27 protein-coding genes and 2 tRNA genes are annotated in these 24,090 nt (G+C 64.9%); 16 read left to right on the top strand and 13 right to left on the bottom strand.

Annotated features, from left to right (window positions below):
• Window positions 1–70 precede the first annotated feature (70 nt).
• Window positions 71–158: transfer RNA gene (locus AC5RVN_RS11000), tRNA-Ser, on the bottom strand.
• Window positions 159–265: 107 nt separating this feature from the next.
• Here AC5RVN_RS11000 and AC5RVN_RS10995 point away from each other — a divergent pair.
• From AC5RVN_RS10995 to AC5RVN_RS10960, 8 genes are all read left to right on the top strand, one after another.
• Window positions 266–1,249, top strand: a complete 984-nt coding sequence (locus AC5RVN_RS10995; RefSeq protein ID WP_494137947.1) for an NAD(P)H-quinone oxidoreductase — start codon at window positions 266–268, stop codon at window positions 1,247–1,249.
• A gap of 130 nt (window positions 1,250–1,379) precedes the next feature.
• Entirely contained in the window at window positions 1,380–1,970 is a 591-nt protein-coding gene (locus AC5RVN_RS10990; RefSeq protein WP_494137946.1) for a PadR family transcriptional regulator, read from the top strand.
• A gap of 102 nt (window positions 1,971–2,072) precedes the next feature.
• Window positions 2,073–2,357, top strand: a complete 285-nt coding sequence (locus AC5RVN_RS10985; RefSeq protein ID WP_494040738.1) for a DUF1540 domain-containing protein — start codon at window positions 2,073–2,075, stop codon at window positions 2,355–2,357.
• 250 nt (window positions 2,358–2,607) lie between these two features.
• Complete coding sequence (locus AC5RVN_RS10980; protein WP_494040739.1) at window positions 2,608–4,908, top strand: carbon starvation CstA family protein; 2,301 nt, start codon at window positions 2,608–2,610, stop codon at window positions 4,906–4,908.
• Window positions 4,908–5,111, top strand: a complete 204-nt coding sequence (locus AC5RVN_RS10975; RefSeq protein WP_494137945.1) for a YbdD/YjiX family protein — start codon at window positions 4,908–4,910, stop codon at window positions 5,109–5,111. The genes AC5RVN_RS10980 and AC5RVN_RS10975 overlap by 1 nt, the downstream gene beginning before the upstream one ends.
• Before the next feature lie 78 nt (window positions 5,112–5,189).
• Window positions 5,190–5,819 (top strand): bacterial proteasome activator family protein, encoded by a 630-nt coding sequence (locus tag AC5RVN_RS10970; protein ID WP_494105897.1) that lies wholly within the window; start codon window positions 5,190–5,192, stop codon window positions 5,817–5,819.
• A 5-nt stretch (window positions 5,820–5,824) separates the two neighbouring features.
• A complete protein-coding gene (locus AC5RVN_RS10965) occupies window positions 5,825–6,301 on the top strand; it encodes a hypothetical protein (RefSeq protein WP_494040742.1) in 477 nt (158 codons plus the stop codon).
• Window positions 6,302–6,363: 62 nt separating this feature from the next.
• Entirely contained in the window at window positions 6,364–7,209 is an 846-nt protein-coding gene (locus tag AC5RVN_RS10960; RefSeq protein WP_494137944.1) for an aldo/keto reductase, read from the top strand.
• A gap of 117 nt (window positions 7,210–7,326) precedes the next feature.
• Here the strand turns inward: AC5RVN_RS10960 and AC5RVN_RS10955 are convergent, their stop codons facing one another.
• The 9 genes from AC5RVN_RS10955 to tmk all read right to left on the bottom strand — a co-directional run bounded on the left by AC5RVN_RS10955 (window position 7,327) and on the right by tmk (window position 15,060).
• On the bottom strand, window positions 7,327–7,512 hold the full coding sequence (locus tag AC5RVN_RS10955) for a hypothetical protein (protein WP_494040744.1): 186 nt from the start codon (window positions 7,510–7,512) through the stop codon (window positions 7,327–7,329).
• Window positions 7,513–7,631: 119 nt separating this feature from the next.
• Window positions 7,632–8,906 (bottom strand): multidrug effflux MFS transporter, encoded by a 1,275-nt coding sequence (locus tag AC5RVN_RS10950; protein ID WP_494137943.1) that lies wholly within the window; start codon window positions 8,904–8,906, stop codon window positions 7,632–7,634.
• A 145-nt stretch (window positions 8,907–9,051) separates the two neighbouring features.
• Window positions 9,052–10,023, bottom strand: a complete 972-nt coding sequence (locus tag AC5RVN_RS10945; RefSeq protein WP_494137942.1) for a hypothetical protein — start codon at window positions 10,021–10,023, stop codon at window positions 9,052–9,054.
• Between the two features lies 1 nt (window position 10,024).
• Window positions 10,025–10,696 (bottom strand): DNA alkylation repair protein, encoded by a 672-nt coding sequence (locus AC5RVN_RS10940; protein WP_494137941.1) that lies wholly within the window; start codon window positions 10,694–10,696, stop codon window positions 10,025–10,027.
• Window positions 10,697–10,805: 109 nt separating this feature from the next.
• Complete coding sequence (locus AC5RVN_RS10935; RefSeq protein ID WP_494137940.1) at window positions 10,806–11,090, bottom strand: hypothetical protein; 285 nt, start codon at window positions 11,088–11,090, stop codon at window positions 10,806–10,808.
• 418 nt (window positions 11,091–11,508) lie between these two features.
• Window positions 11,509–11,581 (bottom strand) — tRNA-Thr (locus AC5RVN_RS10930).
• Window positions 11,582–11,684: 103 nt separating this feature from the next.
• A complete protein-coding gene (locus tag AC5RVN_RS10925; protein WP_494137939.1) occupies window positions 11,685–13,250 on the bottom strand; it encodes an alpha/beta hydrolase in 1,566 nt (521 codons plus the stop codon).
• Between the two features lie 17 nt (window positions 13,251–13,267).
• On the bottom strand, window positions 13,268–14,410 hold the full coding sequence (locus tag AC5RVN_RS10920; RefSeq protein WP_494137938.1) for a DNA polymerase III subunit delta': 1,143 nt from the start codon (window positions 14,408–14,410) through the stop codon (window positions 13,268–13,270).
• Complete coding sequence (gene tmk, locus AC5RVN_RS10915) at window positions 14,407–15,060, bottom strand: dTMP kinase (protein WP_494137937.1); 654 nt, start codon at window positions 15,058–15,060, stop codon at window positions 14,407–14,409. The genes AC5RVN_RS10920 and tmk overlap by 4 nt, the downstream gene beginning before the upstream one ends.
• A gap of 119 nt (window positions 15,061–15,179) precedes the next feature.
• On the opposite strand from tmk, the gene AC5RVN_RS10910 reads away from it, so the two are divergent.
• Window positions 15,180–16,370 (top strand): trans-sulfuration enzyme family protein, encoded by a 1,191-nt coding sequence (locus AC5RVN_RS10910; protein WP_494137936.1) that lies wholly within the window; start codon window positions 15,180–15,182, stop codon window positions 16,368–16,370.
• Between the two features lie 9 nt (window positions 16,371–16,379).
• On the top strand, window positions 16,380–16,730 hold the full coding sequence (locus AC5RVN_RS10905; protein WP_387553740.1) for a DUF2516 family protein: 351 nt from the start codon (window positions 16,380–16,382) through the stop codon (window positions 16,728–16,730).
• Window position 16,731: 1 nt separating this feature from the next.
• Here the strand turns inward: AC5RVN_RS10905 and AC5RVN_RS10900 are convergent, their stop codons facing one another.
• Window positions 16,732–17,577, bottom strand: a complete 846-nt coding sequence (locus tag AC5RVN_RS10900; RefSeq protein ID WP_494137935.1) for a class I SAM-dependent methyltransferase — start codon at window positions 17,575–17,577, stop codon at window positions 16,732–16,734.
• Between the two features lie 91 nt (window positions 17,578–17,668).
• Between AC5RVN_RS10900 and AC5RVN_RS10895 the strand changes: the two genes are divergently transcribed.
• Window positions 17,669–18,415, top strand: a complete 747-nt coding sequence (locus tag AC5RVN_RS10895; RefSeq protein ID WP_494137934.1) for a phosphoglyceromutase — start codon at window positions 17,669–17,671, stop codon at window positions 18,413–18,415.
• A gap of 74 nt (window positions 18,416–18,489) precedes the next feature.
• Here the strand turns inward: AC5RVN_RS10895 and phoU are convergent, their stop codons facing one another.
• Window positions 18,490–19,152 carry a phosphate signaling complex protein PhoU gene (gene phoU / locus AC5RVN_RS10890; protein ID WP_494137933.1) on the bottom strand — a complete coding sequence of 221 codons (663 nt, stop codon included), beginning with the start codon at window positions 19,150–19,152 and terminating at the stop codon, window positions 18,490–18,492.
• Between the two features lie 205 nt (window positions 19,153–19,357).
• Between phoU and AC5RVN_RS10885 the strand changes: the two genes are divergently transcribed.
• Both AC5RVN_RS10885 and AC5RVN_RS10880 read left to right on the top strand, forming a co-directional pair.
• Entirely contained in the window at window positions 19,358–20,599 is a 1,242-nt protein-coding gene (locus AC5RVN_RS10885) for a sensor histidine kinase (protein WP_494138114.1), read from the top strand.
• The gene (locus AC5RVN_RS10880; RefSeq protein ID WP_494040758.1) at window positions 20,596–21,276 is read left to right on the top strand and encodes a response regulator; all 681 of its coding nucleotides are present in this window, start codon (window positions 20,596–20,598) and stop codon (window positions 21,274–21,276) included. The genes AC5RVN_RS10885 and AC5RVN_RS10880 overlap by 4 nt, the downstream gene beginning before the upstream one ends.
• A gap of 115 nt (window positions 21,277–21,391) precedes the next feature.
• Here the strand turns inward: AC5RVN_RS10880 and AC5RVN_RS10875 are convergent, their stop codons facing one another.
• A complete protein-coding gene (locus tag AC5RVN_RS10875) occupies window positions 21,392–21,949 on the bottom strand; it encodes a hypothetical protein (RefSeq protein ID WP_494040759.1) in 558 nt (185 codons plus the stop codon).
• Window positions 21,950–22,205: 256 nt separating this feature from the next.
• Between AC5RVN_RS10875 and AC5RVN_RS10870 the strand changes: the two genes are divergently transcribed.
• The 3 genes from AC5RVN_RS10870 to ispF all read left to right on the top strand — a co-directional run bounded on the left by AC5RVN_RS10870 (window position 22,206) and on the right by ispF (window position 24,086).
• Window positions 22,206–22,688, top strand: coding sequence for a CarD family transcriptional regulator (locus tag AC5RVN_RS10870; protein WP_011690592.1), 483 nt, complete (start codon window positions 22,206–22,208; stop codon window positions 22,686–22,688).
• 97 nt (window positions 22,689–22,785) lie between these two features.
• On the top strand, window positions 22,786–23,568 hold the full coding sequence (gene ispD / locus AC5RVN_RS10865; protein ID WP_494137932.1) for a 2-C-methyl-D-erythritol 4-phosphate cytidylyltransferase: 783 nt from the start codon (window positions 22,786–22,788) through the stop codon (window positions 23,566–23,568).
• 2 nt (window positions 23,569–23,570) lie between these two features.
• Window positions 23,571–24,086 (top strand): 2-C-methyl-D-erythritol 2,4-cyclodiphosphate synthase, encoded by a 516-nt coding sequence (ispF, locus tag AC5RVN_RS10860; RefSeq protein WP_494106583.1) that lies wholly within the window; start codon window positions 23,571–23,573, stop codon window positions 24,084–24,086.
• Window positions 24,087–24,090 lie beyond the last annotated feature (4 nt).

Below are 24,090 nucleotides of genomic sequence, written 5' to 3'. Positions count from 1 at the left end.
TTCGCGGAGTTGCCGGGGTAAACGAAGGACCCCTGCCAGCCAGCAAGCTGGCGGACAGGGGTCCTATTCGCGGAAGGTAAGAGATTCGAACTCTTGGTACGGGGTTACCGCACACTAGTTTTCAAGACTAGCTCCTTCGGCCGCTCGGACAACCTTCCCTGACTAGTAGTGTTTCATAGGCACTTGCCTGCAACAAAACAGAGACTGGAAGGTGTCCGGTGCACACTGGTTGCAGCGAGTATTCAGTCAGAAACAGGAGTGTTCCATGAAAGCCGTCTACATATCCGAACCGGGCGGCCCGGAAGTGCTGGAGATCCGCGAGACGGACGCGCCGGTAGCCGGACCGGGGGAGGTGCTTATCGACGTCGTGGCGGCTGGCCTCAACCGCGCAGACGTGCAGCAGCGCAGGGGCTTCTACCCCCCGCCGCCGGGCGCTTCCGAGATTCCGGGCCTGGAAGTCTCCGGCCGCATAGCCGGCTTCGGCCCCGGCGTCAGCAAACCGTTTTCACTTGGCGACAAGGTGGTGGCGCTGCTGGCCGGCGGCGGATATGCCCAGCAGGTGGCGGTGGCTGCGGAACAGGTCCTGCGGGTACCGGACGGTGTGGACCTGGTGACGGCGGCGTCCCTGCCGGAAGTCGCCGCCACGGTGTACTCCAACCTGGTGATGACTGCCCAGCTTCAGGCCGGCGAGACGGTGCTGATTCATGGCGCCACCGGGGGGATCGGCACCATGGCCATCCAGCTTGCCAAGGCTCTGGGAGCCAGGGTGGCCACGACAGCCGGAACGGACGAAAAGGTGGGAACCGCGAAAGCTTTCCTGGGCGCGGACATTGCCATCAACTACGCCGAAGAGGACTTTCCAACGAGCCTCCGCGAGCAAAACGGCGGGCACGGCGCTGACGTGATCCTCGACGTCGTTGGAGCCAAGTACCTTTCGCAGAACGTGGACGCCCTCGCCGACTATGGGCGCCTGGTGGTGATTGGCCTGCAGGGCGGCGTCAAAGGGGAACTGGACCTGGGGCAGCTGTTGAAGAAACGTGCAGCGGTGGTGGCCACCGCCTTGAGGCCGCGGCCGGTGGAAGAGAAAGGCGCCATCATGAACGCCGTTCGCGATGGCGTCTGGCCGCTGGTCAGTGACGGCAGGATCCGTCCGCTCGTGGCCAAGACTTTCCCGCTGGAACAGGTCCAGGCTGCGCATGAATACTTCGACTCGGGCGACCACGTGGGAAAGATCCTCCTGCTGATGTAACGGCCCACGCGGGGTTCATATCCAGTATTGCTTTGGAGCCTTCCTGCTCCTAAGCTCAGGGTGCATACGCGGTATGCACCCTGTCTTGGGGTAGCCCGCATACCGAGGCCCACCAACGCCAGGAGCGCCGATGTCCGTCCGCCACAGCCTCCTTGCCCTGCTCCAGGACCAGCCGCGCTACGGTTACCAGCTGCGGGCCGAGTTCGAGAACAGGACGGGAGCCACCTGGCCGCTGAATATCGGTCAGGTCTACACCACGCTTGACCGGCTGGAACGGGACGGCCTGGTTGTCAGGGACGGCGACGACGGCAACGGGCACGTGGTCCACAGCATTACGGGTGCCGGCAAGGCTGAGGTGGGAAGCTGGTTTGCCGCCCCGGTGGAGCGGAATAATCCGCCGCGCAATGAGCTGGCCATCAAGCTGGCGCTCGCCGTCACCATCCCGGGCGTGGACGTGCAGGGCATCATCCAGGCGCAGCGGGTGGCTTCCATCCGCGCACTGCAGGACTACACAAAGGCCCGCAGGGACACCGCCGTCACCCACCGGTCAGGAGATACCGCCTCGCTGCTCGTCCTTGACTCCCTCATTTTCCAGACCGAAGCCGAGGTCCGCTGGCTGGACCTCTGTGAAGCCAGAATGGTCCAGCAGGCGCAGTCTCCAAGCCCAACACGCAGGACATCCAGCGGGGGCACGTCAGATGCAGGGCTAACAGGAACCTGAACAATTAAGTCACTAAATTGGGTCTTTTTGATTGTTGCTAACGGGTTTACCGTGGGGTTCAGGAGCCGCCCGCACCGGGCGCCGAAGCCAGGAGGACTTTCCATGACAACGCACGTCGCCGACTGCAGCGTAACGAACTGTTCCTTCAACGACCACACCAACTGCAACGCAGCCGCCATCACCGTGGGCGGCGCCGAAAACCATGCAACCTGCGCCACTTTCATCGACACCGGCCTTCACGGCGGACTGCCCAAGGTGCTGGCCGATGTCGGGGCATGCCAGCGCTCCGAATGCGTCCACAACGACCACCTGATGTGCAAGGCGCCTGAAGTTCACGTCGGTCCGGGAGCCGACAACGCGGACTGCCTCACCTACTCCCACGCCTAGCCAAGCTTCCCGCCCACGCGGGAACCAGGGTCTCCGTCCGGAACACCGGATGGGGACCCTCTTTGCTTTTACCGCTTCCCGGGATGCCGGTACCGGAGTAGGAGCCGGGGCGGTGGGGAGCCGTCATTTGGCGCCCGGCGCCAGCCGTTCGGCGCAGGCCGTGCTCCAAGGGCAAAAAAGCGCCCCGATCGAGGGCCACCGTTGGTAGTGTGCGAGTCAGCAGATGAGGAACAAATCTCAAGGAGGAGACATGGCCGAAACGCCTGATTATCGTCGGAGCGCAGCCCGGGGGGAAGGTACGGTTACCACCGACACCGTTCTCCCGCCGTCGGCCGTGGATGAAAATGTCCGCCAGGCCGAAGAAAAAAAGTGGACGCCGGGAAAGATCGCGCTTTGGGCTGCGATCGCCCTGCTGGGCGGCGTGGCATGGTTCATGCTGGCGATCATCCGCGGGGAGACCGTCAACGCCATCTGGTTTGTCTTCGCCTCCGTATGCACGTACCTGATCGGCTACCGTTTCTACTCCAAGGTCATAGAACGCTACATCACCAGGCCCGATGACCGCCGGGCCACCCCGGCCGAGTACAAGGCCGACGGCAAGGACTACGTCCGGACGGACCGCAACGTACTGTTCGGCCACCACTTCGCCGCCATTGCCGGGGCCGGACCGCTCGTGGGCCCCGTGCTTGCCGCCCAGATGGGTTACCTGCCCGGCACTATGTGGATCATCGTCGGCGTCGTCCTTGCAGGCGCTGTCCAGGACTACCTGGTGATGTTCTTTTCCATGCGCCGCGGAGGACGATCCCTCGGCCAGATGGCACGGGAAGAACTGGGCGTCATCGGCGGCACCGCCGCCCTCATCGCCACCCTGCTCATTATGGTGATCATCGTGGCCATCCTCGCACTCGTCGTGGTCAACGCCCTCGGCGAAAGCCCGTGGGGTGTGTTCTCCGTCGGCATGACAATCCCCATCGCCCTGTTCATGGGCGTCTACCTCCGCTACCTGCGGCCCGGCAAAATCCTGGAAGTTTCGCTCATCGGCTTCGTGCTGCTGATGGCGGCAATCATCGGCGGTGGCATTGTCGCTGAAACCCCGTGGGGTGTTGATCTCTTCACCCTCGACAGGGTCACCATTGCCTGGGGAATCATCATCTATGGCTTCATCGCAGCTATTTTGCCGGTCTGGCTGCTCCTTGCCCCGCGTGACTACCTGTCGACCTTTATGAAGATCGGCGTGATCGTGATGCTCGCGGTGGCCATCATCGCGGTCCGCCCGGAGATCACGGTTCCCGCGTTCAGTGAGTTTGCCAGCAGGGAGAACGGGCCCGTATTTCCCGGTGCGCTGTTCCCCTTCCTCTTCGTCACCATTGCCTGTGGTGCCCTGTCCGGCTTCCACGCCCTGATCTCGTCCGGCACCACCCCGAAACTGGTGGAAAAGGAACGCCAAACCCGGTTCATCGGCTACGGCGGCATGCTGATGGAGTCCTTTGTGGCCATCATGGCGCTGGTTGCTGCGATCTCCATCGACAGGGGCCTGTACTTCGCCATGAACGCGCCGGCTGCCCTGACGGGTGGCACGGTTGAAACAGCAGCCACCTGGGTGAACAGCCTGGGCCTGACCGGGGTGAACATCTCACCCGACCTCCTGTCCCAGACCGCCGAGAACGTGGGCGAGGAAAGCATCGTGTCCCGTACCGGCGGCGCCCCCACGCTCGCCCTGGGCCTGGCGCACATCATGCAGCAGTTCATCGGCGGCACGGCCATGATGGGATTCTGGTACCACTTCGCCATCATGTTCGAAGCTCTCTTCATCCTCACCGCCGTTGACGCCGGCACCCGCGTGGCCCGTTTCATGCTCCAGGACTCCATCGGCAACTTCGTCCCCAAGTTCAAGGAACACTCGTGGCGGCCCGGAGCCTGGCTCTGCACCGCGATCATGGTGCTCGCGTGGGGCGCGGTCCTTCTGATGGGCGTCACCGATCCGCTGGGCGGCATTAACACCCTCTTCCCGCTGTTCGGCATCGCCAACCAGCTCCTGGCAGCCATCGCCTTGTCCGTGTGCCTGGCCATCGTGGCCAAGCGCGGAACGTTCAAGTATCTGTGGATCGTGGCGCTTCCGCTGACGTTCGCGGCGGTGGTCACCATCACGGCGAGTTACCAAAAGATCTTCTCGCCCGTCCCGGCAGTGGGTTACTTCGCGAACAACGCCGCCTTCAGCAAGGCCCTTGCCGAAGGCAAGACCGAATTCGGCACGGCCAAGTCCGTGGCAGCCATGGAAGCCGTAGTCCGCAACACCGCCATCCAGGGCTGGCTCTCGGTGATCTTCGTCGTGCTCAGCATCATTGTTATTACGACGGCGGTGCTTGCCACCGTCAAGGCCTTCCGCACCCGAGCGGACGGGACAGCCGCCAAGGACACCGAGGACCCGGCCCGGCCGTCCCGCGTCTTTGCCCCGTCCGGTCTCATCCCCACGCCCGCCGAGAAGGAGCTGCTGGCCGAGTGGGAAAAGGTTCCTGCTGAGTTGCGGTTCGAGAGGGCAGGCCACCACTGATGAGCTCCGGACTCGCCGCGGTTGCCCAGGGCTTCCGGGGTTTTGTGCGTTACTTCGGCGGCGTGCTGGGGGCGGATGCCTACGTAAGGTACCTGGAGCACCACCGGGCTGCAGGCCACAGCACCCCGCCTTTGACCGAGCGCGAGTTCTGGCGGGACCAGACCGACCGGCAGGACACCAATCCCCAGGGCCGGTGCTGCTGATTGAGCCTGCAGCGGACAAACCGTCAGTGCGCTTCATGGAGTGAACAACCGGCCGATTGCTCGTGAGAGTATGAACGCATGAGCGATCCGAAAGACACTCAGGCACCTGAGGACCTCCCGGTAGAGGGCACCACCATCGACGGCGGACAGCCGGCACCTGCGCCGGCTGTCCCTGCCAATGATGGCAAGCCCAAAGGCAGCAACCTCCAGGATTTGGTGGATGAACCGGCCAAGGTGATGCGGATCGGAACAATGATCAGGCAGCTGCTCGAGGAGGTGAAGTCTGCGCCGCTGGACGACGCCGCCCGGGGACGTCTCGCCGAGATCCATGAGCGCTCCATCAAGGAACTGGAAGACGGGCTTGCCCCTGAGCTGGTGGAGGAACTGGACAGGATCAGCCTCCCGTTCCCGGACGAGGCCACTCCCTCCGACGCTGAGCTGCGCATTGCCCAGGCACAGCTGGTGGGCTGGCTGGAGGGGTTGTTCCACGGTATCCAGACTGCCATCGCCGCCCAACACGCTGCCCGCGAGCACGCTGCGGCGCAGCACCAGCTCCGCCAGCTTCCTCCGGGGACAGTTATTGCACCCGGTGTGGTCATCGGGGAGAACGGGGAGCCCCAGCGGGCGTCGGCCGGGCCGCGGGCCGGTGTTCCAGGACGGCCAGGCCAGCCCACTGACCCGGACCACGGTCCGGGACAGTACCTTTAGGGCATTTGGGCTTTTTTAGCGCCGCCAGGCAGGGGCGCAAGGACGACGCTGAACTTGGGAAGGGATTGTGGCGCCGGGCCCACGATCGCTTCCACCGGGGGCTGGACCGCTTCCACCAGGTCCTCGAAGGGGTGGAAGACGACCAGCTCTACTCGGAGCTCGTGGATGTCGCCAATGAACTTGCAGCACTGCTGGACCGCGTCAGGGCAGTCTGCGTGCAAGCACAGCAGCGCTCGCCCAGCGACGGGCTGGACATCCCGGACGCCCTCGCGGGTGTCCACCGTTCCCTGTCCAAGGCCGGCAATTCCCTCGCTACCACCGCCGAAGCAGCAGCCATGCTGCGTCTCGCCGTCGGTCCCGTCCCCGTGGGCGCAGCATCTGTGCGGCGCCGCGCGGAGGCGGTGTTCCAGCAGGTGGCCGACGCCGAGCGGCACCTGCGGGAGGAGAGTCCGGACCCCCGGCAAGAGGATATTCCCGGTTAAGCGTCTGGCTTAGTTCGTGCTGATCGCCGTTGGCAGGGCAGTTGTTTTGGCAGGATGGGGTCATGACTCTTTCACCGACACTGACTTTCAACGACGGAAACCAGATTCCCCAGCTCGGCTATGGCGTATGGCAGGTTGAGGATGGCGTGGCGGAAAAGGTTGTCCGCCAGGCCTTCGAAGCCGGCTACCGCCACATCGACACCGCCAAGATCTACGGCAACGAGGCCGGCGTTGGCCGCGCCATTGCCAGCTCAGGCCTGTCACCCGAGCAGCTCTTCATCACCACCAAGCTTTGGAACGCAGACCAGGGCTACGAATCCACCCTTGCAGCGTTCGAAGAGTCCATGGACCGGCTCGGCCTTGAGACCCTTGACCTTTACCTGATCCACTGGATGCAGCCCAAGCAGGACAAGTACGTGGACACCTGGAAGGCGCTGATTGAGCTGCAGAAGCGTGGCAGGGTCAAGTCAATCGGTGTTTCGAACTTCACCATCGAAGGCCTGGAGCGGATTATTGGCGAGACCGGCGTGGTTCCGGCCATCCACCAGATTGAACTCCACCCGTACTTCAGCCAGCGCGAACTGCGCGATTTCGGTGCCTCTAAGGGAATCCTGACGCAGGCCTGGTCACCGCTGGGCCAGGGCGGCGAGCTCCTGGAGGACCCGACGGTGGCGTCCATCGCGGCCAAGCATGATGCCACGGCCGCCCAGGTGGTTGTCGCCTGGCACCTCGCCATCGGCAACGTGGTCATCCCCAAGTCCGTCACGGAGTCCCGGATCCGCGAAAACTTCGCGGCGCTGGATGTTTCCCTTGACGCCGACGACATCGAAGCCATCAACGCGCTGGACCGCAGCGCCAAGGGCGAAGGCCGTATTGGAGCCGATCCCGCTGTCTCCGACTTCGCTTAGCCCGGACCGCTTGCCGGTCTAAGCAGTCCGGTCCCAATAGACCGTCCAACCCGCGTTGCCTGGGGTGTCCCCTCGCAACGCGGGTTACTGCTTTAAGTGCCTAAGGGAGAATTCCCTTTAGGCAGCGATACGGACCTGCTGGACCGGGACCGCGTCCACGACGGCCCAGCTGTCCTCACCGGCGCAGTGCCGGCTGGCGAACCGCTCGGCCTCCGCCAAGGTGTCAAAAGTCTCGGAGCGTGCACGGCCGCAGTCGGCGTCGAAGTAGGTGACGTGAAATTCCTGTACGAGTTGGCTTTCCATAAATCCAGTGTGCAACCGGGGTCTGACATTCCCCGGAATCAGCCCCGCGTGTTGCTCTCCGACGTAGTCACAGGCCCCTTCCCATAGCACCGTCCATGGCGGCAGGGGCTCAAAGTCAACTAATCGTCGGCACTGACCCGTTGGTCGTCATCGCGTTCCGCGGGCTCAGGCCACCCGCCCTTTCGGTAGGCGGGAGTTCCCGCGGCAAGTACGATTACTGCCACTACACAACTGCCCGCCATGACGCTGGCCATCGAGAGCGCGTTTCCACCCAGAAGCCCCACCAGGGGGCTGACGAGCCCGGCGACGCCGGACTGCAGGGCTCCGATGACCGCGGCCGCTGTACCCGCCATATGGCCGTAGTTGTGCAGGGCCAGTACGGAGGCGTTTGCCGGAATCATGCCCTGGGCAGACAGGACCAGCCACAGGCCGGCAATCAGGCCAAACGGGCCGCCGGCACCCGTCAGGACCACCACGAGCAGGAGCAGGGCGAGGCCCAACTGCACCAGGAGGGCGGTGCGCAGGAGCCGGACCGGCGGGAACTTCCGGACAAGGGTGGCATTCAGTTGTGCCGATAGGACCAGCGCGGCGCCGTTGAGGGCAAAGACAAGGGCGAATTGCTGGGCCGTGAGGCCGTACTCGTTCTGGAAGACGAAGGGGGAACCCACCACGTAGCTCATAATCAGGGCCAGCCCCAGGCCGGGGATTACCGCCAGGGCCATGAAGTGCTTGTCCCGCAGCAGCGACCAGTAGGCACCTGCCACGTGCTTGGGGTGGGCCGGCGTGCGCCGGTCCTCCGGCAGCGTTTCAGGCATGAACTTCCAGACGATTGCCACCAGGACCACCCCGATGAGGGCCAGTGCATAGAAGACGGCACGCCAGTCCCAGAGCCCGGCGATGGCCTGGCCCACGGTGGGTGCCAGGAGCGGGGCGAGGCCGATCACCAGCATCAGCCGGGACAGCAGCCGGGCTGCTGCGGAACCAACGAAGCGGTCACGGATGACGGCCAGGGCCACCACGGCGGCGGCTGCGTTGAAGAAACCCTGGAGCACGCGGAGCCCTGTCAGCGTTTCGATGTTCGGAGCCATGGAGCACAGCAACGAAATGACCACGTGCAGGGAAATGCCGATGACCAGCGGCAGCCGCCGTCCGAACCGGTCCGAGAACGGGCCGATCACCAACTGGCCAACACCGGCACCGACGAGGGTTCCGGACAAGGTCAGCTGCACGGCGGTCTGGGTTGTACGGAGGTCGGCTTCCACGGCGGGCAAGGAGGGCAGGTACATGTCCGTGGTAACAGCCGGAAGCGCGGCCAGGGCGCCGAGCATCAGGATGTACTTGAAGCTGCGCGGTGGCTGCTTGCTGGTGTTCTGGGGGTGGGACGGGTCCGTCACGGGGCAAACCTAACTTGTGTGCAAGCGCGCAGGGTGTGGGTCCAATGCGTGGCTGGAGCAGTTCAGCTGAGGTCATGGGAGTACCCCTGACGAAGTGTTCCTAAACCCGCGTCCACAGTTTGGCCGGGGGCCGGGGATACTTCTGTCAGCTGCCCAGCCGGAGGACCCGTTCCTGCGCGAGCATCGCAGTCCGCTCGGCTTTGTCGGCTGCCCGCTGGGCCTGTTTTGCCTCCGCCGTGGTGCTGGCCAACCTTTTGCGGGACTGCTCGAGCCGGTCCTCAACTGCTTTGAGCTGCGCCCGCAGACCGGAGGCCTCCTGGATCAGCCCAGCAATTTCGGTCCGTGTTTCGTCCGCCTGGTTCTGCAGTTTTTTGGCCAGCTGCGCCGTCTCGGCTTCTGCCGCCTGTGCTTCCGCAAGGGCGGCTTGGGCTTTGTCTAGTGCGGGCAGCGACCTTGGCCGCGGTGCCTGGCGGACTGCCTCGAGCCGCGGCTTATCAGGCTTGGTCCGGGCGGTGCCCGCCGCCGTCGTACTTTCCTTTTGTTCCTTTCGCACCGGCGTTTGGGACGGCGCAGGAGCTGCCCGCGGTGCTGTCAGGGCGGCCGGGACTGCCACAGAGCCCTCAAGCTCCACGGCGTTTACGCCGTCCGCCGAGATTGTCTTCAGGAGCCGTCCACTCTGGACGGCAGCAGCGGCCCCCTCATCTGCCGTCAGGGCCCGGAGGGTCTCCTCGACGTCAGTAGTCATCGCATCGCTGATGGACCGGCCGTGCTCCTGGGCTACGGAGCGGGCGGTGTCGACGGCGGCAGCCAGAAGGGTTCGCCGCTCGCGTCCCAGCTCCCGGAGGGCTGCGGCGTCCAATGATGCCTGGGCCGCACGCATCCGGGTCCCCAGGTCCGCCAACCCGGCAAGGACCTCCGGTTGGTGCAGGGCCAGCATGTTTACGGCCCAGGCGGCAACCGAAGGCTTTGGCAGTGCCCGTACAGCGGCTCCGAGTTCCTTGTTTGCACCGGCAACTTCCTTTGCTGCGGCGGCACGTGCCGGCACGAAGTCTTCCATCGGCTTGGCGTAGAGTCCGTTCGCTATCTCCGCCAGGGCCTCGTCTTCCATAACCGCCATACTAATTAGCGTGCTGCCGGCGAACCATATCGGTAATCCAGCTGGGCGCATAGGGGGAGGTGCAGCCCGGGGGAGTGGGGTAGTCCTTGAGTACCTCCAGGCGCTCACCAATGCTGACCGCCCGGTCCCGGTGCTCCGCATGCCCGATCCCGATTTGTGCCAGGCAAGTGTTCATTGCCCACTGCAGGCGGTCCGGCGCGGCCTTCATCCGGGCCTCTATCACGTCCAGCAGTCCGGCAAGGTCGAGGCCTTCAGGCTGCTTCACCACGCGTTCAGTGGTAAGTGCCCAGCCTGCACTCGCCACCACCGGATCGGGATCGTCAAGCCACGCCAGGCGCAGTTCTTCTGCGTGGGGATTCCTTTTCACCACATAATTCACCAGCCAGTCGTGCACCTTGGGTGTGCGGCACTCGCGGAGCATGGTGTCCAGCTCGTCGCGCCCGAACGCCCTGGGACGGCAGACCAGGAGGGCCAGCAGCCTCGCCGCAGTGTCACCCGTCTCCCAGAGCCGGCAAGCGAGTTCCTGTTGGGTCTTAAGGCGCTTGGCGACGGCACGCAGCTGGCCAAGGTTCACACCGTGATCATCCCCATGTCTCTCGTTTACCTCGCGGACCCGCGGGTCTTCAAGGGCGGCAAGCTCCGCCATCAGCCCTTCCAGACTGGTTCCGGTCATTCCGCTCGCAGCCATTTTGGTTCCTCCTCCGTCGCATGCGAAGTTCAGCCTACGACGAAGGGGACTTCCGTGCGCGCCGGTGCCACGGGCGTGTGTGGGGCACGGCGGGCTAAAGCCGGCGCACCAGCCAGCTGGCCACCCACCGGGCGTCCTGCCCGTCGTCCCACTCCACCAACACATGGGTGACGGTATAGGCGGTGGCGAGTCCGGTCCTGGAGCCCACCTTCACCCGCGCAGGCCGCAGCATCAGGACCGGCCGGCCGGGTGCTTGCCGCAGGACGTCCTCACCCACGGAGGCCTGCAGCGCGGCGGCCCCGGCCGCCAGGTCGGGCAACTGCCGGGGGAGCATATCCAGCGGTGCGTGCTTTTCGGCTGGATCTGGTGACAGCGGCATGGGGAGTCCTGTAAGCAGTGGAAGCTGTGCACCAATACCGTCTTCATAGGCTGAGTGCGTGAACCACCGGTGACCCGATGGCCGGCAGCAGCCGTAGCCGGCCTGCTGCCGTATCAACAAGATTAGGGTCGGGTGCCTTGGCGTGCATGCGTAGGAAGTACTCGACTCCTCAAGGGGCCTACTACTTACCGCTGCTTTTTAGAAAGACGTCTGCCCGTCTTGGTTTCGTTGAGGTTGAAGTCCAGGTCCTCCGGGGTCTGGGCAGGAGCTTCCCCGAAGGTCGCCAGGCCTTGGCCGGATTTCACCGCCTGCGCGGCCACGAGAGTGGGCCTTTGTCCCCGGCGGCATGCTTTTCAGCTTAACCAGCGAAAAACCCCGCATTATCGTCGAAATCAACGACAACACGGGGTTTATCCCGAGCTTCCTATCAGAATCGAACTGATGACCTTTTCATTACGAGTGAAACGCTCTACCGACTGAGCTAAGGAAGCACCGCATGCTGCCCGGAAGAACCGGGCGCTTCATGCAAGATTCAACTGTAGTAGAGTCCCAGCGCCCCGGTCAAAATGGGCGGGGCCAAAGGGTATGAGGCTTTCAGCACACAGTGTTGTCCGCCGGAACCTTGCCACTGACGAGGTAGGCGTCCACGGGGTCTTCGATGCAGCTGTTGGACCGGCCGTAAGCGGTGTGGCCTTCGCCTTCCCACGTCAACAGGGCGGCGTTGCCCAGCTGCTTGCGGAGCGAAGCGGCCCACTCGACCGGAGTGGCAGGGTCGCCGGTGGTGCCGATAACCACAATGGGTGAATCTCCCGTGTACTCAACCGGTGCCGGGGTCCGGGTGTTTTGGTAGGGCCAGTCAGCGCAGTTGGTGCCGCCGTAGGCAAAGAAGTATCCGAAGGTGGGGGAGTCCTGCATCAGGCGCTGCTGTTCGGCCCGCATAGCTGCGGTATCGGACTCCATGGGGTAGTCCAGGCAGTTGATGGCATTGAACGCGAACGTCGAGTTGGACGTATACGTCCCGTTGGAAGCACGGTCGGCACCAAGATCGGCCAGCCGAAGCATAAGGCTCACGTCACCGGTCATCGCCGCTTCAAGGGCCTGGGTCAGGGCAGGCCAGCTCTGATCGTTATACAGCGGGGTGATCATCCCGCTGACGAACATCGTGGCGTTGACCACACGCCCGTCCTTGGCGGTTCGGGGCGTCTGTTGAACGGCCGCAATGAGGTCCCGCAGCTGCTGCACCCCTGAATCAACGGTCCCGCTTAGCGGGCAACCGTCCTGCTCCAAACAGCTCGCAACATAAGCCCGGATGGCTTTTTCGAAGGCGCGGGCCTGTCCCCGGGTGAGCTCCTCGTTGCTGATGGCCGGATCCAAGGCGCCGTCGAGCACCATCCGCCCCACGTTGTCCGGGAACAGGGAAGCGTAGGTGGATCCCAGGAAGGTGCCGTAGGAGTACCCGAGGTAGTTGAGCTTGGAGTCGTTCACCACTGCGCGCAGGATGTCCATGTCCTTCGCGGAACTCACCGTATCGATGTGGGCCAGGACCGGACCGGTCTGCTCCGCACACTGGGCGGCGATTGCCCTGTTGTCCGTCCGGGCGGCCTCCAGGCCGGCGTCAGTTTCCAGATCGTAGATTTTGGCCCGCGCGGCATCACGCTCGGCGTCCGTCATGCAGGTGACAGGTGCAGAACGTTTTACGCCCCGGGGATCGAATCCCACGAGGTCGTACGCGTCCCGCACGGTCTGGGAGAAGTGCGTTTCCGAAGCGTCCTTGACGAAGTCATAGCCGGACGCGCCCGGGCCTCCCGGGTTGACCAGCAGGCTGCCGGTTTTGTTGCCGGTGCTCGAAGCCCTTAACGCGGCCAGTTCGATGGCGTCGCCTTCGGGCTTGTCATAATCCATCGGCACCTTCACCTTGGCGCACTGGAATTCACCTTCGCACGGCTCCCACACCACTTCCTGGGAGTAGAACTGCTCGAGCCCGGCCGGAGCGGACGCCACAATGGAGGGATCCGCCTTGGCAGTGGCGGCCTCCTGGTTGCGGTCTCCGCCGTCGATCAGGGTGCAGGAGGCCAGAACCATGGCCAGCGCCATGGCCCCGGCGGCACGCACGCCAATCACCCAGGATCGGGGGTGTGCAAGCAGGGGGCGGGCAGTCATCGGGTCTCCTTGGAGGGCTAGATCAGGCTGGCTGCCATGGACTCAATGGTCAACAGCGGGGCAACGTTGGTGGTGGTGATGCGTTCGCGGGCTTTGTTGATGGCATCCATCCGGGCGAGGGTGGCTTCCGGAGTGGAGCGGCCGGCAAACTCCTCCAATTCACCCCTCAGCTCAACGTTCACGAGCTCCACAGCATTCCCGAGCTGGATAATCAGCACATCCCGGTAGAAGGAGAGCAGGTCCGTGAGCGTCCGGTCCAGGGAATCGGTGATGGACCGCTTGGCCCGCCGTTTTTGGTCGTCCTCCAACTGCTTCACCTGGCTGCGCATGGCAGGAGGCAAGGCTCCGGACTCCGGCGCCCCCAGCGTTGCCAGCAGGGCAGCCTTCTCGGCAGCATCGCGTTCCTCGTTGGAACTGTTGGCCTCGGCGGTGGCGATTTTTACCAGCTTCTCCGCCATCATCACCGCGGCGGTCACGCCCCGCAGTCCCAACGGGAACCGGACGGTTTCCAGGCGCCGTTCCCTCGCCGCAGGGTCCCGGGCAAGCCGGCGGGCAATACCCACATGGCTTTGTGCCGCACGGGCCGCTTGCTCCGCCAGCGCCGGCTCCACGCCGTCGCGCTTTACCAGCAGGGCCGCCACGTCAGCGGCGGGCGGCAGCCGTAACGCCACGCTCCGGCAGCGGGACCGGATGGTCACCAGCACATCGGCAGGGGAGGGGGCGCACAGCATCCACACCGTACGGGGAGTTGGCTCCTCGATGGCTTTGAGCAGGACATTGGTGGTGCGCTCGGCCATCCGGTCCGCGTCCTCCACCACGATGATCCGCCACCGGCCGGAGGATGGCCGGTTGCCCGCCGCCGCTACCAGGTCGCGCGCTTCGTCGATGGTGATGGTGACTTTTTCGGTACGGACAAAGGTGACGTCCGAGTGCGTTTCCCCGAGGATGGTCCGGCAGGCCGGGCACTGCCCGCAGCCGCGCCGGCTGACATCCTCCTGGTCGCAGTTCAACGCCGCGGCAAACGCCTTGGCGGCATTCGAACGGCCGGACCCCGGGGGCCCGGTGAACAGCCACGCATGCGTGAGGCTTTCACCGCCGGCGGCCTGGCGGAGTTGTTCGACGACGGCAGCCTGGCCCTGCAGGTCGTCCCACACGGTCATGCGTCAACCTCCAGGGACGCCAACAGGGCGTCCACCCGCTGGAGGATCTGCTCAGCAAGGTCACTTACGGGAAGATGGGCGGGCAGCACGAGGTAGGAACCGGCCCGGCTTGCGGCCAGCTCCAGGAAGGCCTCCCGGATCCGCAGGTGGAATTCGTCAGCTTCGGACTCCAGCCGGTCCTCGGCGGCATCACCGGCGGTCCGGCGGCGGCGGCCCACTTCCGGGTCAACGTCCAGCAGGACCGTAAGGTGGGGCTCCAGGCCCGAGGTGGCCCACGCGTTAATGGACCGGACGGCGTCCTTGCCCAGGTTCCGCCCGGCTCCCTGGTAGGCAACGGAAGAGTCGATATACCGGTCCGTCAAAACAATGTCCCCGCGCTCCAGTGCCGGCCGGATGACCTGGCTGGCGTGGGCAGCCCTCGATGCGGCGAAAATAAGGGCTTCGGTGTGGGCATCAATGTGGCCGTGCCCATGGTCAAGGACCAGGGACCGCAGCTTCTCGCCAATGGGGGTTCCACCGGGTTCCCGGGTCCGCAGGACCGTCAGCCCGCGCGATTCAAGGGCATTCGCAAGCCGGGCCGCCTGGGTTGACTTGCCGGCACCATCTCCGCCCTCAAACGCGATGAAAAGGCCCGCCCGTTGTTTGCTCACCGGTCAAGCCTACCGATCCGCCCGGACAATCGCAGACCGCCGCAGCCCCATGTGGACAGCATCTGCGGGCGGGGTAACGGCTTTCCGGGGTGCTTGGCGCGGACAGTAGGCTTTCGTCCATGAGTCTTTCCGAACAGCAAGCAGCTTCCCTGGCGGCTGAGACGGTAGTGGTGGCCGCGGGGCGTCCCCCGCGGGAAAGGGACCAGCCAGTCAACCCGCCCATCGTGTTGTCCTCCACATACTTCGGCACTGGTGCCCTTGCTGACGGGGACCGCGGTTACGGCAGGTACTCCAACCCCACCTGGGATCCGTTCGAGGAAGCGCTGGGCCAGCTCGAAGGTTCGGAACTGCCGGGTCTCCTCTACGCGTCCGGCCTCGCTGCAGTCAGTTCCGCCCTGTCCCTCATTCCCGCCGGGGGAGTGCTGGTCATGCCGACGCTTTGCTATTCAGGTTCCCTGGTCATGGCGGCCGAGCTTGCCCAAAAGGGCTTCATCGAGCTCCGAACCGTTGATATTGCCGATACTGAAGCAGTCGGGCAAGCGCTCTCGCCCGGCGGCCCGGCCGGTCGGGCAGCCGCCATGCTCTGGCTCGAGAGCCCTACAAACCCCATGCTCAGCGTCGCGGATGTGCCGGTCCTCACTGCCGCAGCTCACGCGGCCGGAGCCATCGTCGTCACGGACAACACCTTTTCCACGCCGTTGGTCCAGCAGCCCCTGCGCTTGGGCTCCGACGTCGTCCTGCACTCGGTGACCAAGTACCTGGCGGGCCACTCCGACGTCGTCCTCGGCGCGCTGGTCACCTCCAACCCGGATATCCGTTCCGCGCTGCTCCATCATCGGACCATCCATGGCGGAATTGCCGGGCCCTTCGAATCCTGGCTTGCCCTGCGCGGGCTGAGAACGCTGGCACTGCGCATTGAACGGTCTCAGGCCACTGCCATGGTCCTGGCGGAGCGTCTGGCAGCCCATCCCCGGATCGAGTCGCTCCGGTTCCCGGGGCTTCCCACGGATCCGGGGCACGAACGGGCCAAGGCGCAGATGAAAGGCTTCGGTTCGATCATTTCTTTCCAGGTGGCACCCGTGGGCGGGCTGAACGGTGCCGACGCTGCGGACGCGGTGGTCCGGGCAATGGCGCTGTGGCTGCCCGCGACGTCGCTTGGCGGGGTCGAGTCGCTGATAGAACGCCGCCGCCGGCACGCCGCCGAGCCGGCGGACGTGCCGGAGAACCTGGTCCGCCTCAGCGTGGGCATTGAAAATGTTGAGGACCTTTGGGCGGATTTGAAGCAGGCGCTGGACGCGCTGGGCGGCTAGGCTGGGCTTGTGGACGGTGAACTCATTATTCGGCCTGTAGAGCAGGCAGTGTTCTTTATTCTTGCCCTGGTGGCACTCGGACTTGAACTGTGGGCCGTGGTGGACTGCGCCCGGCACCGCGCCAACGCCTTTGAGGCAACCGGGAAGAGGACCAAGACCTTCTGGATGGCTTTGACGGGTGGAGCCGCCCTGGTGGGCGTCATATCGTTCTTCGGCAGTGGCGGCTTCTTCGGCACGCTTGGCCTGTTCGGGCTCGCGGCCGTCGTCGCCGCGTCCGTCTACCTGGCAGACGTACGGCCGGCCGTCAAGGATGCCGGCCGCGGCGGCAGCCGCAACACCGGGCCCTACGGGCCCTGGTGAACTAACTCCCCGGGGCCACCGCTTCCCAGTCCACTGTCAGCTCGCCCAGCCGCCACCTGGCCGGCCCGTCCTGAACCGGCCAGCCGGCGTCGCGCACCAAGCGGGCCATGGACTGCCAGCGCTGCCTGTTGCCAAAAGCCGCCAGCGGGGCGGACTCCAGCCACGCCCGGTCCATCGCCTGCATCAGGGCGTGCACCGGTTCGCCGGGGACGTTGCGGTGGATCAGGGCCTTGGGCAGCCGCTCAGCAACATCCGAGGGAAGGCCGAAGCTGCCGAACCGGACGGAAATACTGAGTGAGAGCGGCCGCTCCGCATCCAGCGCCACCCATGTCACCCGCCGCCCTATTTCGTCACAGGTCCCGTCGATTAACAGGCCGTCGGCGGACAGGCGGTCCTGCACCAGCCGCCAGATCCCCGCCACATCCGCTTCCTCATACTGGCGCAGGACATTGAAGGCGCGCACCAGCACTGGCCGTCCGGGCACCGGGATCTCGAACCCGCCCACGTGGAAGCTCAAACCCGGCCGCTGCAGGGGCAGCGCCGCGCGGACCCGGTCCGGTTCAATCTCGATGCCGCACACCTGGACGTCCGGACGCAGGGCGGACAGCCGCTCGTAGAGTTCGACGGCGGTGGCCGGGGTTGCGCCATAGCCCAGGTCCACCACCAGGGGACTTTCCGCCGAGCGGAGGCGCCACGCCTGGGGCCCGGCGAGCCAGCGGTCAACCCGGCGCATGCGGTTCGGATTCGTGGTGCCGCGGGTGACGTTCCCTACCGGCCGGCCCTGCCTGCTGCCCGGGTTCCTGCCGGTCATCTGCGGGGCGGCCACGCGTTCAGCTTTTTGCACCACCGCCCCACCTTATCCCTTGCCGCATCCCAGCCGGGCAGTGTCCGTTGTAACGCTGGGCAGGCGGCCGCAGCGCTCGGCTAGGATGAAAATCATGACTTACAAGCTGATTCTGCTGCGCCACGGCCACAGCGAATGGAACGCCAAGAACCTCTTCACGGGATGGGTGGACGTAGACCTCAACGACCAGGGCCGCAAGGAAGCAGCGCGGGGCGGGGAGCTCCTGGTTGAGAACGATGTTCTCCCGGATATCCTCTACACCTCACTGCTGAAGCGGGCCATCAACACCGCAAACATCGCCCTGGACAAGGCCGACCGCGGCTGGATCCCGGTCAAGCGCGACTGGCGCCTGAACGAACGCCACTACGGCGCCCTGCAGGGCAAGGACAAGGCCCAGACCCTCGCCGAATACGGTGAAGAGCAGTTCATGGAATGGCGCCGTTCCTACGACACCCCGCCGCCGCCCCTGGACGATGACTCCGAGTTCTCCCAGGCGCACGACCCCCGCTACGCGAACCTGGGCGCCGCCCTGCCGCGCACCGAGTGCCTGAAGGATGTCCTGGTCCGCCTGCTGCCGTACTGGGAATCTGACATCAAGGAGGATCTGAAGTCCGGCAAGACAGTCCTGGTCACGGCCCACGGCAACTCCCTGCGCGCGCTGGTCAAGCACCTGGACGGCATCAGCGATGAAGCCATCGCAGGCCTGAACATCCCCACGGGAATCCCGCTGGTATACGACCTCGACGAGGACTTCCAGCCCGTCAAGCCCGGTGGCACCTACCTGGACCCCGACGCCGCTGCCGAGGCCATCCTCGCCGTGGCCAACCAGGGCAAGAAATAGGGCGTTAAACAACGACGGCGGGCTGGTCACCTGGGGTGACCAGCCCGCCGTCGTTCGTTAACAGCTGCGCCGGATCAGCTGTGCTCAGTGCCGTTCGGCTGCCAGGCGCCGGTGACCAGGTACGTGACCTTCTGGGCGACGGAGACGCCGTGGTCCGCGAAGCGCTCAAAGTACCGGCTGGCCAGGGCAACGTCCACAGTGGTGGCGGGCGACTCCGCCCACTCAGGGGCGGCGATCGCCTTGAACACGCTCAGGTGCAGATCGTTGATGGCCGTGTTCGCCTTCAGGATGTCCCGCGCCACCTCAAGGTCGCGGGTCTCCAACAGCACGGTTAGTTTGTCGGCGATCTCCTGGTCCAGCTCCGCCATGCTCTTGAACGTCCCGGACATGGATTCCGGGATGACGGTGGAGGGGAAACGGAGGCGGGCCAGCTGGGCGAGGTGACGGGCAAGATCGCCCATGCGCTCCAGCGATGCGCTCATCCGCAGGGACCCTACGATCACCCGCAGGTCACTGGCAACCGGACCCTGCAGCGCCAGGATGTCGATGGCACGTTCATCCAGGCTGTTCTGCAGGAAATCGATGCGGGCGTCCGCCGCGATCACGTCCTGGGCGAGGTCAACGTCTGCCACCTGGAACGATGTGGTGGCCTTGTCCATGGCTTCGCTGACCAGCCGGGAGATCTCCACCAGCTGGTCACCGACCTGGGTGAGCTCTTCCTGAAAAACCTTACGCACTAGGCGTCCTTTCCTTGGAACTCCGTCCCGCCCGCTCCAGGGCAGCAGGAATTCATGTCGCCGTTCGGCAGTCCAACTCGATACTCTGCCAGTATCCGGTAAACGGCTAAGTGCTTGAAGATGAACGTTAGTTGAACCGTCGGTGCAGCAGTCCCGGACGCGCCGACGGCCATCCGCCAGCACATAAGGTGGAGCTGTGGATCCTATGCTCATTGGTCTGGTCGCCGGCCTTATCGGCCTGGCGCTCGGCACCTTCGGCGTGCTGGCCTACAGGGTCAGCGAGAAGCAGCGGCATCTGCTGGACGTCGACGCCGATGACATCGCGCTGCCGGCCGGCGCTGCCGAGGTGCTCGCCGTCGTCGGACGCGCCTTCGTGGTGGTGGACGCTGTGGATGGTGTGGTCCGCGCCAGCCCCGCGGCCTACGCCTATGGCCTGGTCCGTGGGCACACCGTGGTCCACAAGGAACTGCTGGATATGACAGCAGGAGTCCGGCGGGACGGCGTCATCCTGGAAAAGCAGCTGGAACTTCCCCGCGGTCCCCTTGGGCAGGGCACCATCATCGTCCAGGTACGGGCCGCGATGCTCGGGGAGGAATACATCCTCCTGCTCGCGGACGACCGCACTGAGATCACCCGTACTGAAGAGATCCGGAACGACTTCGTCGCCAACGTCTCCCACGAACTCAAAACCCCTGTCGGCGCCATCTCGCTGCTCGCCGAGGCCCTCGAGTCCTCGGCCGACGACGAACAGGCAGTGCGGCGCTTCGCAAAGCGCATGCATAAGGAGTCGGGCCGACTGGCCGCCCTGGTGCAGGACATCATCGAACTCTCCCGGCTGCAGGGCGCGAGCGTCATTCAGGAGGGCCGCCCCGTCGACGTCAACGCCGTCATCGCCGAGGCAGTGGACCGCTCGCAGCTTCCCGCCGAGAGCAAGAACATCCGTATTGTGGTGGGCGGCCGGACAGAGGGCAAGGTCTTCGGTGACCAGGACCTCCTGGTCACCGCACTGCGCAACCTGATTGACAACGCCATTCGCTACTCGCCGGCCAACACGCGGGTAGGCATGGGAGTCCGCTCCCGGGACGGCCTGGTTTCCATTTCGGTGACGGACCAGGGCGAGGGACTCAGCCCCGAGGACCAGGAGCGGGTCTTCGAGCGTTTTTACCGGGTGGACTCGGCCCGTTCCCGCCACACCGGCGGCACGGGCCTCGGGCTAAGCATCGTGAAGCACGTTGCCTCCAACCACGGCGGGGAAGTGACCCTGTGGTCCCAGCCGGGCCAGGGTTCCACCTTCACGCTCCGGCTCCCGGAAATGGAAGGGCAGGAGGGGGAGGACGACGTCCTGCCCGCAGCAGCCCCGGGATTGTCTGGTCATGGAAACCGGGAGCCAAACGTCACCCAAGTACCCCGCGCCGCAGGCGCAAAAGAACGAGGAGCTAACGCTTGAGCAGGATTTTGATTGTGGAGGACGAGGAATCGTTCAGCGATCCCTTGTCCTATTTGCTGGGCAAGGAAGGGTTCGAGGTGGAGGTCGTGGACAACGGCCTGGACGCCATCACCGAATTCGACCGGAACGGAGCGGACCTGGTACTGCTGGACCTCCAGCTTCCCGGGCTCTCCGGCACCGAGGTGTGCCGCCAGCTGCGCCAGCGCTCCAGCGTCCCGGTGATCATGCTGACAGCCAAGGACTCAGAGATCGACAAGGTGGTGGGGCTGGAACTCGGGGCCGACGACTACGTCACCAAGCCCTACTCCTCCAGGGAACTGGTGGCCAGGGTCAGGGCCGTCCTGCGCCGCCAGGGTGAGCCCGAGGAACTGATTTCCGCCACAGTCCAGGCCGGCCCCGTCCGCATGGACATCGAACGCCACGTGGTCAGCGTGGGCGGGGAACAGGTGTTGCTTCCCCTGAAGGAGTTCGAACTCCTGGAGATGCTCCTGCGCAATTCGGGCCGGGTGCTTACCCGTGGCCAGCTCATTGACCGCGTGTGGGGCTCGGACTACGTGGGCGACACCAAAACCCTCGATGTCCACGTCAAGCGCCTGCGCGGGAAAATCGAACCCGATCCTTCGGCGCCGCGGTTCCTGGTGACCGTGCGCGGCCTCGGTTACAAGTTCGAGCCGTAAGTACGGGCAACAGGTTGGAGCCGCAGGACTGCCGGCTCCGGACCGGAACCATTTAGGAGCACAAAAAGGGAGGGGCCCGTGGGCCCCTCCCTTTTGTTTGCGTTGTGTGTGGGCCTTAGTGGCCGCTTCCGCCGCCGAGTTCGGAGGCCGTTGGCGTGGCGGACGGGCTCGGCGAAGGAGTGCTGCCTGCCGGCAGGTATTCCTTGTACTCGGGCAGGGTTGCGTCCAGCACCGGAACCTGCACGGTGTTGCTCACGTTGGTGCCGTCTTCGCTGATCTTGACGTCCACAAGGGAGCCCGGGATTCCGCCCGTGGTGCTCAGGACCACTTCGTCCGTGGTGTTGTTCAGCAGGGTGGAGGAGTTGGCCTTGACCGGAACTTCCGTCTGCGAGCCTTCAGCGCCGTTGAGTGTCAGCGTCACATCCTCCGAGGACGAGTTGTAGACGGCGCCGATGACGCGGCCCGGCTGGTCCTCCCCATTGGAGATGATGAGGATGTTGCGCAGCTGGAGCGGGCCGAGGTCGGTGATGATGCCGTCCGACGACTGGTACTGAACGCTGGTCTGCTGGGAATTGGTGTACCCGCAGCCCGAGGCCAGCAGTCCGATGCCAAGGGCACCTGCCGTGAGGGCCAGTTTGGCGCGGCGGGCCCGGTTCGTCGCAGTGAAACGCACGTCACGTACTCCTCGAAAGTTCTGGAAGATTATTCACGCATAGCCTATCCGCAAACCCTGCTAAACGCGGATTCGGCATTGTCATATCGCCCTTGGCAGCACCCGCAGCATGCACTATTATCCGTGTTCGTCAAGGGGGTGAAGGGGGTTGTTTATGCCCATTTTCCGCGTATTTACGCGGTTCCCGGCCCGCTTCCCGGCCGGTCATATGCCTGAATCGTGATAAACTGGTCAGCGGGAAAGGGGAAATGTCCACATGGTATTTGAGGTCGGCGAGACAGTAGTTTACCCTCACCACGGTGCTGCGAAGATTGAAGAAATCAAGATGCGCACCATCAAGGGCGAAGAGAAGATGTATCTCAAGCTCAAGGTGGCCCAGGGTGATCTGACCATTGAAGTTCCAGCAGAGAACGTTGATCTTGTTGGGGTTCGGGACGTAGTGGGCAAGGAAGGCCTGGAGCACGTGTTCGATGTGCTTCGTGCCGAGTTCACCGAAGAACCCACCAACTGGTCACGCAGGTACAAGGCAAATCTGGAGAAGCTTGCTTCCGGTGACGTCATCAAGGTTGCAGAGGTCGTCCGCGACCTGTGGCGCCGCGATCACGACCGGGGCCTTTCCGCAGGCGAGAAGCGAATGCTGGCCAAAGCCCGGCAGATTCTGATTTCAGAACTGGCGCTGGCTGAAAAGACCGACGAGGAGAAGGCTGCAAGCGTTCTCGACGAGGTCCTGGCTTCCTAAGAATTGAACCCCGGTGGCACCCAAGTGCCGCCGGGGCTTCTTTTTGCCCGGATTCAGGTCCGGGCGGGGCCGGCAGCGGGGACGTAGGCTAGTCCGCATGAGTGAAACTTCCACGCGCCCTGTCACCGCGGTGATCCTGGTGGCCGCCGGCTCCGGGCAGCGGCTGGGCTACGGCATGCCCAAGGCGGCGGTGCCGCTCGGCGGCGAACCCATCCTGATGCACGCCCTGAGGGGCATTGTTGCATCCGGGGTCAGCAGCCAGGTGTGCATAGCGCTGCCAGCCGCTGACACTGCCCTCCGGCAGCTGTGCGAGGACTTCCGGGAGGAATTGGCCGACGGCGGCCCCCTCCTTTCCATCGTCGTCGGCGGTGCCACCCGGGCTGAGTCCGTCCGCGCCGGGATAGCTGCGCTAATGGAGGGCATCGACGCCGTGCTGGTACACGACGCAGCGCGGGCCCTGACGCCCGAATCGGTTTTTCACCGGGTGGTGGACGCACTGGCGGCGGGCGCCTCGGCAGTAATTCCTGCCGTCGCCGTCGTGGACACTGTCAAAACGGTGGCCACGACTACTGGGGAGGACAGCGTCTTCGCACCGGAGGTTGTCACCGGGACCGCACCGCGCGAGGACCTGCGCGCTGTCCAGACGCCCCAGGGTTTCCGGCTGGGGACCCTCCTGAACGCACATGAGGCAGCCCGGGACCTGGACGAGCGCCAGGCCGCCGCCGTTACCGATGACGCCATGCTCGTGGAACTGCTGGGTACCCCGGTCCATGCCGTACGGGGCTCCAGCCAGTCCCTAAAGATCACCACTCCGCTGGATCTGATCCTCGCCGAGGGGCTTCTCGAAGGGCCGCTGGGCGCCCGCTGGGTGGAGGGCTGACCGTGCCTGACCCCATCGTTGTCCTGCCCCGCACCGGCATCGGCATTGACGTCCATGCCTACGCACCGGAAGATGCGCCGCGGCAGTTGTGGCTCGGGGGGCTCCTCTGGGAGGGTGAACGCGGCCTCGCAGGGCACTCCGATGGCGACCCCGTTGCCCACGCGGCTGCCGACGCGCTCTTTTCGGCCGCCGGTATCGGTGACCTTGGTACCCATTTTGGAACCAGTCGGCCCGAGTTCGCCGGTGCCTCCGGAGTTACCCTGCTCACCGAGGCGGCACGGATCGTCAGGGCAGCAGGCTTCGAGATCGGCAACGTCGCCGTCCAGTTCGTTGCCAACAAGCCCAAGTTCGGTCCCCGGCGGGAAGAATCGCAAAGGGTGCTCAGCGAAGCCGCCGGCGCACCCATCAGCGTTACGGCAACCACCAGCGACGGCCTGGGCTTCCCCGGCCGTGGAGAAGGTATCTCTGCGGTGGCCACAGCGCTGGTGTATCCGAGACCCTCCGGCGCCATCGGCTAATCTG

The organism is Arthrobacter sp. sptzw32 (genome assembly GCF_059089735.1).
This window is presented reverse-complemented; position numbering and strand designations above follow the sequence as displayed.

Excerpts from the sequence above, each read along its gene's own strand:
- AC5RVN_RS10995 (WP_494137947.1), top strand. The coding sequence starts at position 266 with ATGAAAGCCGTCTACATATCCGAACCGGGCGGCCCGGAAGTGCTGGAG.
- AC5RVN_RS10990 (WP_494137946.1), top strand. The coding sequence starts at position 1,380 with ATGTCCGTCCGCCACAGCCTCCTTGCCCTGCTCCAGGACCAGCCGCGC.
- AC5RVN_RS10985 (WP_494040738.1), top strand. The coding sequence starts at position 2,073 with ATGACAACGCACGTCGCCGACTGCAGCGTAACGAACTGTTCCTTCAAC.
- AC5RVN_RS10980 (WP_494040739.1), top strand. The coding sequence starts at position 2,608 with ATGGCCGAAACGCCTGATTATCGTCGGAGCGCAGCCCGGGGGGAAGGT.
- AC5RVN_RS10975 (WP_494137945.1), top strand. The coding sequence starts at position 4,908 with ATGAGCTCCGGACTCGCCGCGGTTGCCCAGGGCTTCCGGGGTTTTGTG.
- AC5RVN_RS10970 (WP_494105897.1), top strand. The coding sequence starts at position 5,190 with ATGAGCGATCCGAAAGACACTCAGGCACCTGAGGACCTCCCGGTAGAG.
- AC5RVN_RS10960 (WP_494137944.1), top strand. The coding sequence starts at position 6,364 with ATGACTCTTTCACCGACACTGACTTTCAACGACGGAAACCAGATTCCC.
- AC5RVN_RS10955 (WP_494040744.1), bottom strand. The coding sequence starts at position 7,512 with ATGGAAAGCCAACTCGTACAGGAATTTCACGTCACCTACTTCGACGCC.
- AC5RVN_RS10945 (WP_494137942.1), bottom strand. The coding sequence starts at position 10,023 with ATGGCGGTTATGGAAGACGAGGCCCTGGCGGAGATAGCGAACGGACTC.
- AC5RVN_RS10940 (WP_494137941.1), bottom strand. The coding sequence starts at position 10,696 with ATGACCGGAACCAGTCTGGAAGGGCTGATGGCGGAGCTTGCCGCCCTT.
- AC5RVN_RS10935 (WP_494137940.1), bottom strand. The coding sequence starts at position 11,090 with ATGCCGCTGTCACCAGATCCAGCCGAAAAGCACGCACCGCTGGATATG.
- AC5RVN_RS10925 (WP_494137939.1), bottom strand. The coding sequence starts at position 13,250 with ATGACTGCCCGCCCCCTGCTTGCACACCCCCGATCCTGGGTGATTGGC.
- AC5RVN_RS10920 (WP_494137938.1), bottom strand. The coding sequence starts at position 14,410 with ATGACCGTGTGGGACGACCTGCAGGGCCAGGCTGCCGTCGTCGAACAA.
- AC5RVN_RS10910 (WP_494137936.1), top strand. The coding sequence starts at position 15,180 with ATGAGTCTTTCCGAACAGCAAGCAGCTTCCCTGGCGGCTGAGACGGTA.
- AC5RVN_RS10895 (WP_494137934.1), top strand. The coding sequence starts at position 17,669 with ATGACTTACAAGCTGATTCTGCTGCGCCACGGCCACAGCGAATGGAAC.
- AC5RVN_RS10885 (WP_494138114.1), top strand. The coding sequence starts at position 19,358 with ATGCTCATTGGTCTGGTCGCCGGCCTTATCGGCCTGGCGCTCGGCACC.
- AC5RVN_RS10870 (WP_011690592.1), top strand. The coding sequence starts at position 22,206 with ATGGTATTTGAGGTCGGCGAGACAGTAGTTTACCCTCACCACGGTGCT.
- ispD (WP_494137932.1), top strand. The coding sequence starts at position 22,786 with ATGAGTGAAACTTCCACGCGCCCTGTCACCGCGGTGATCCTGGTGGCC.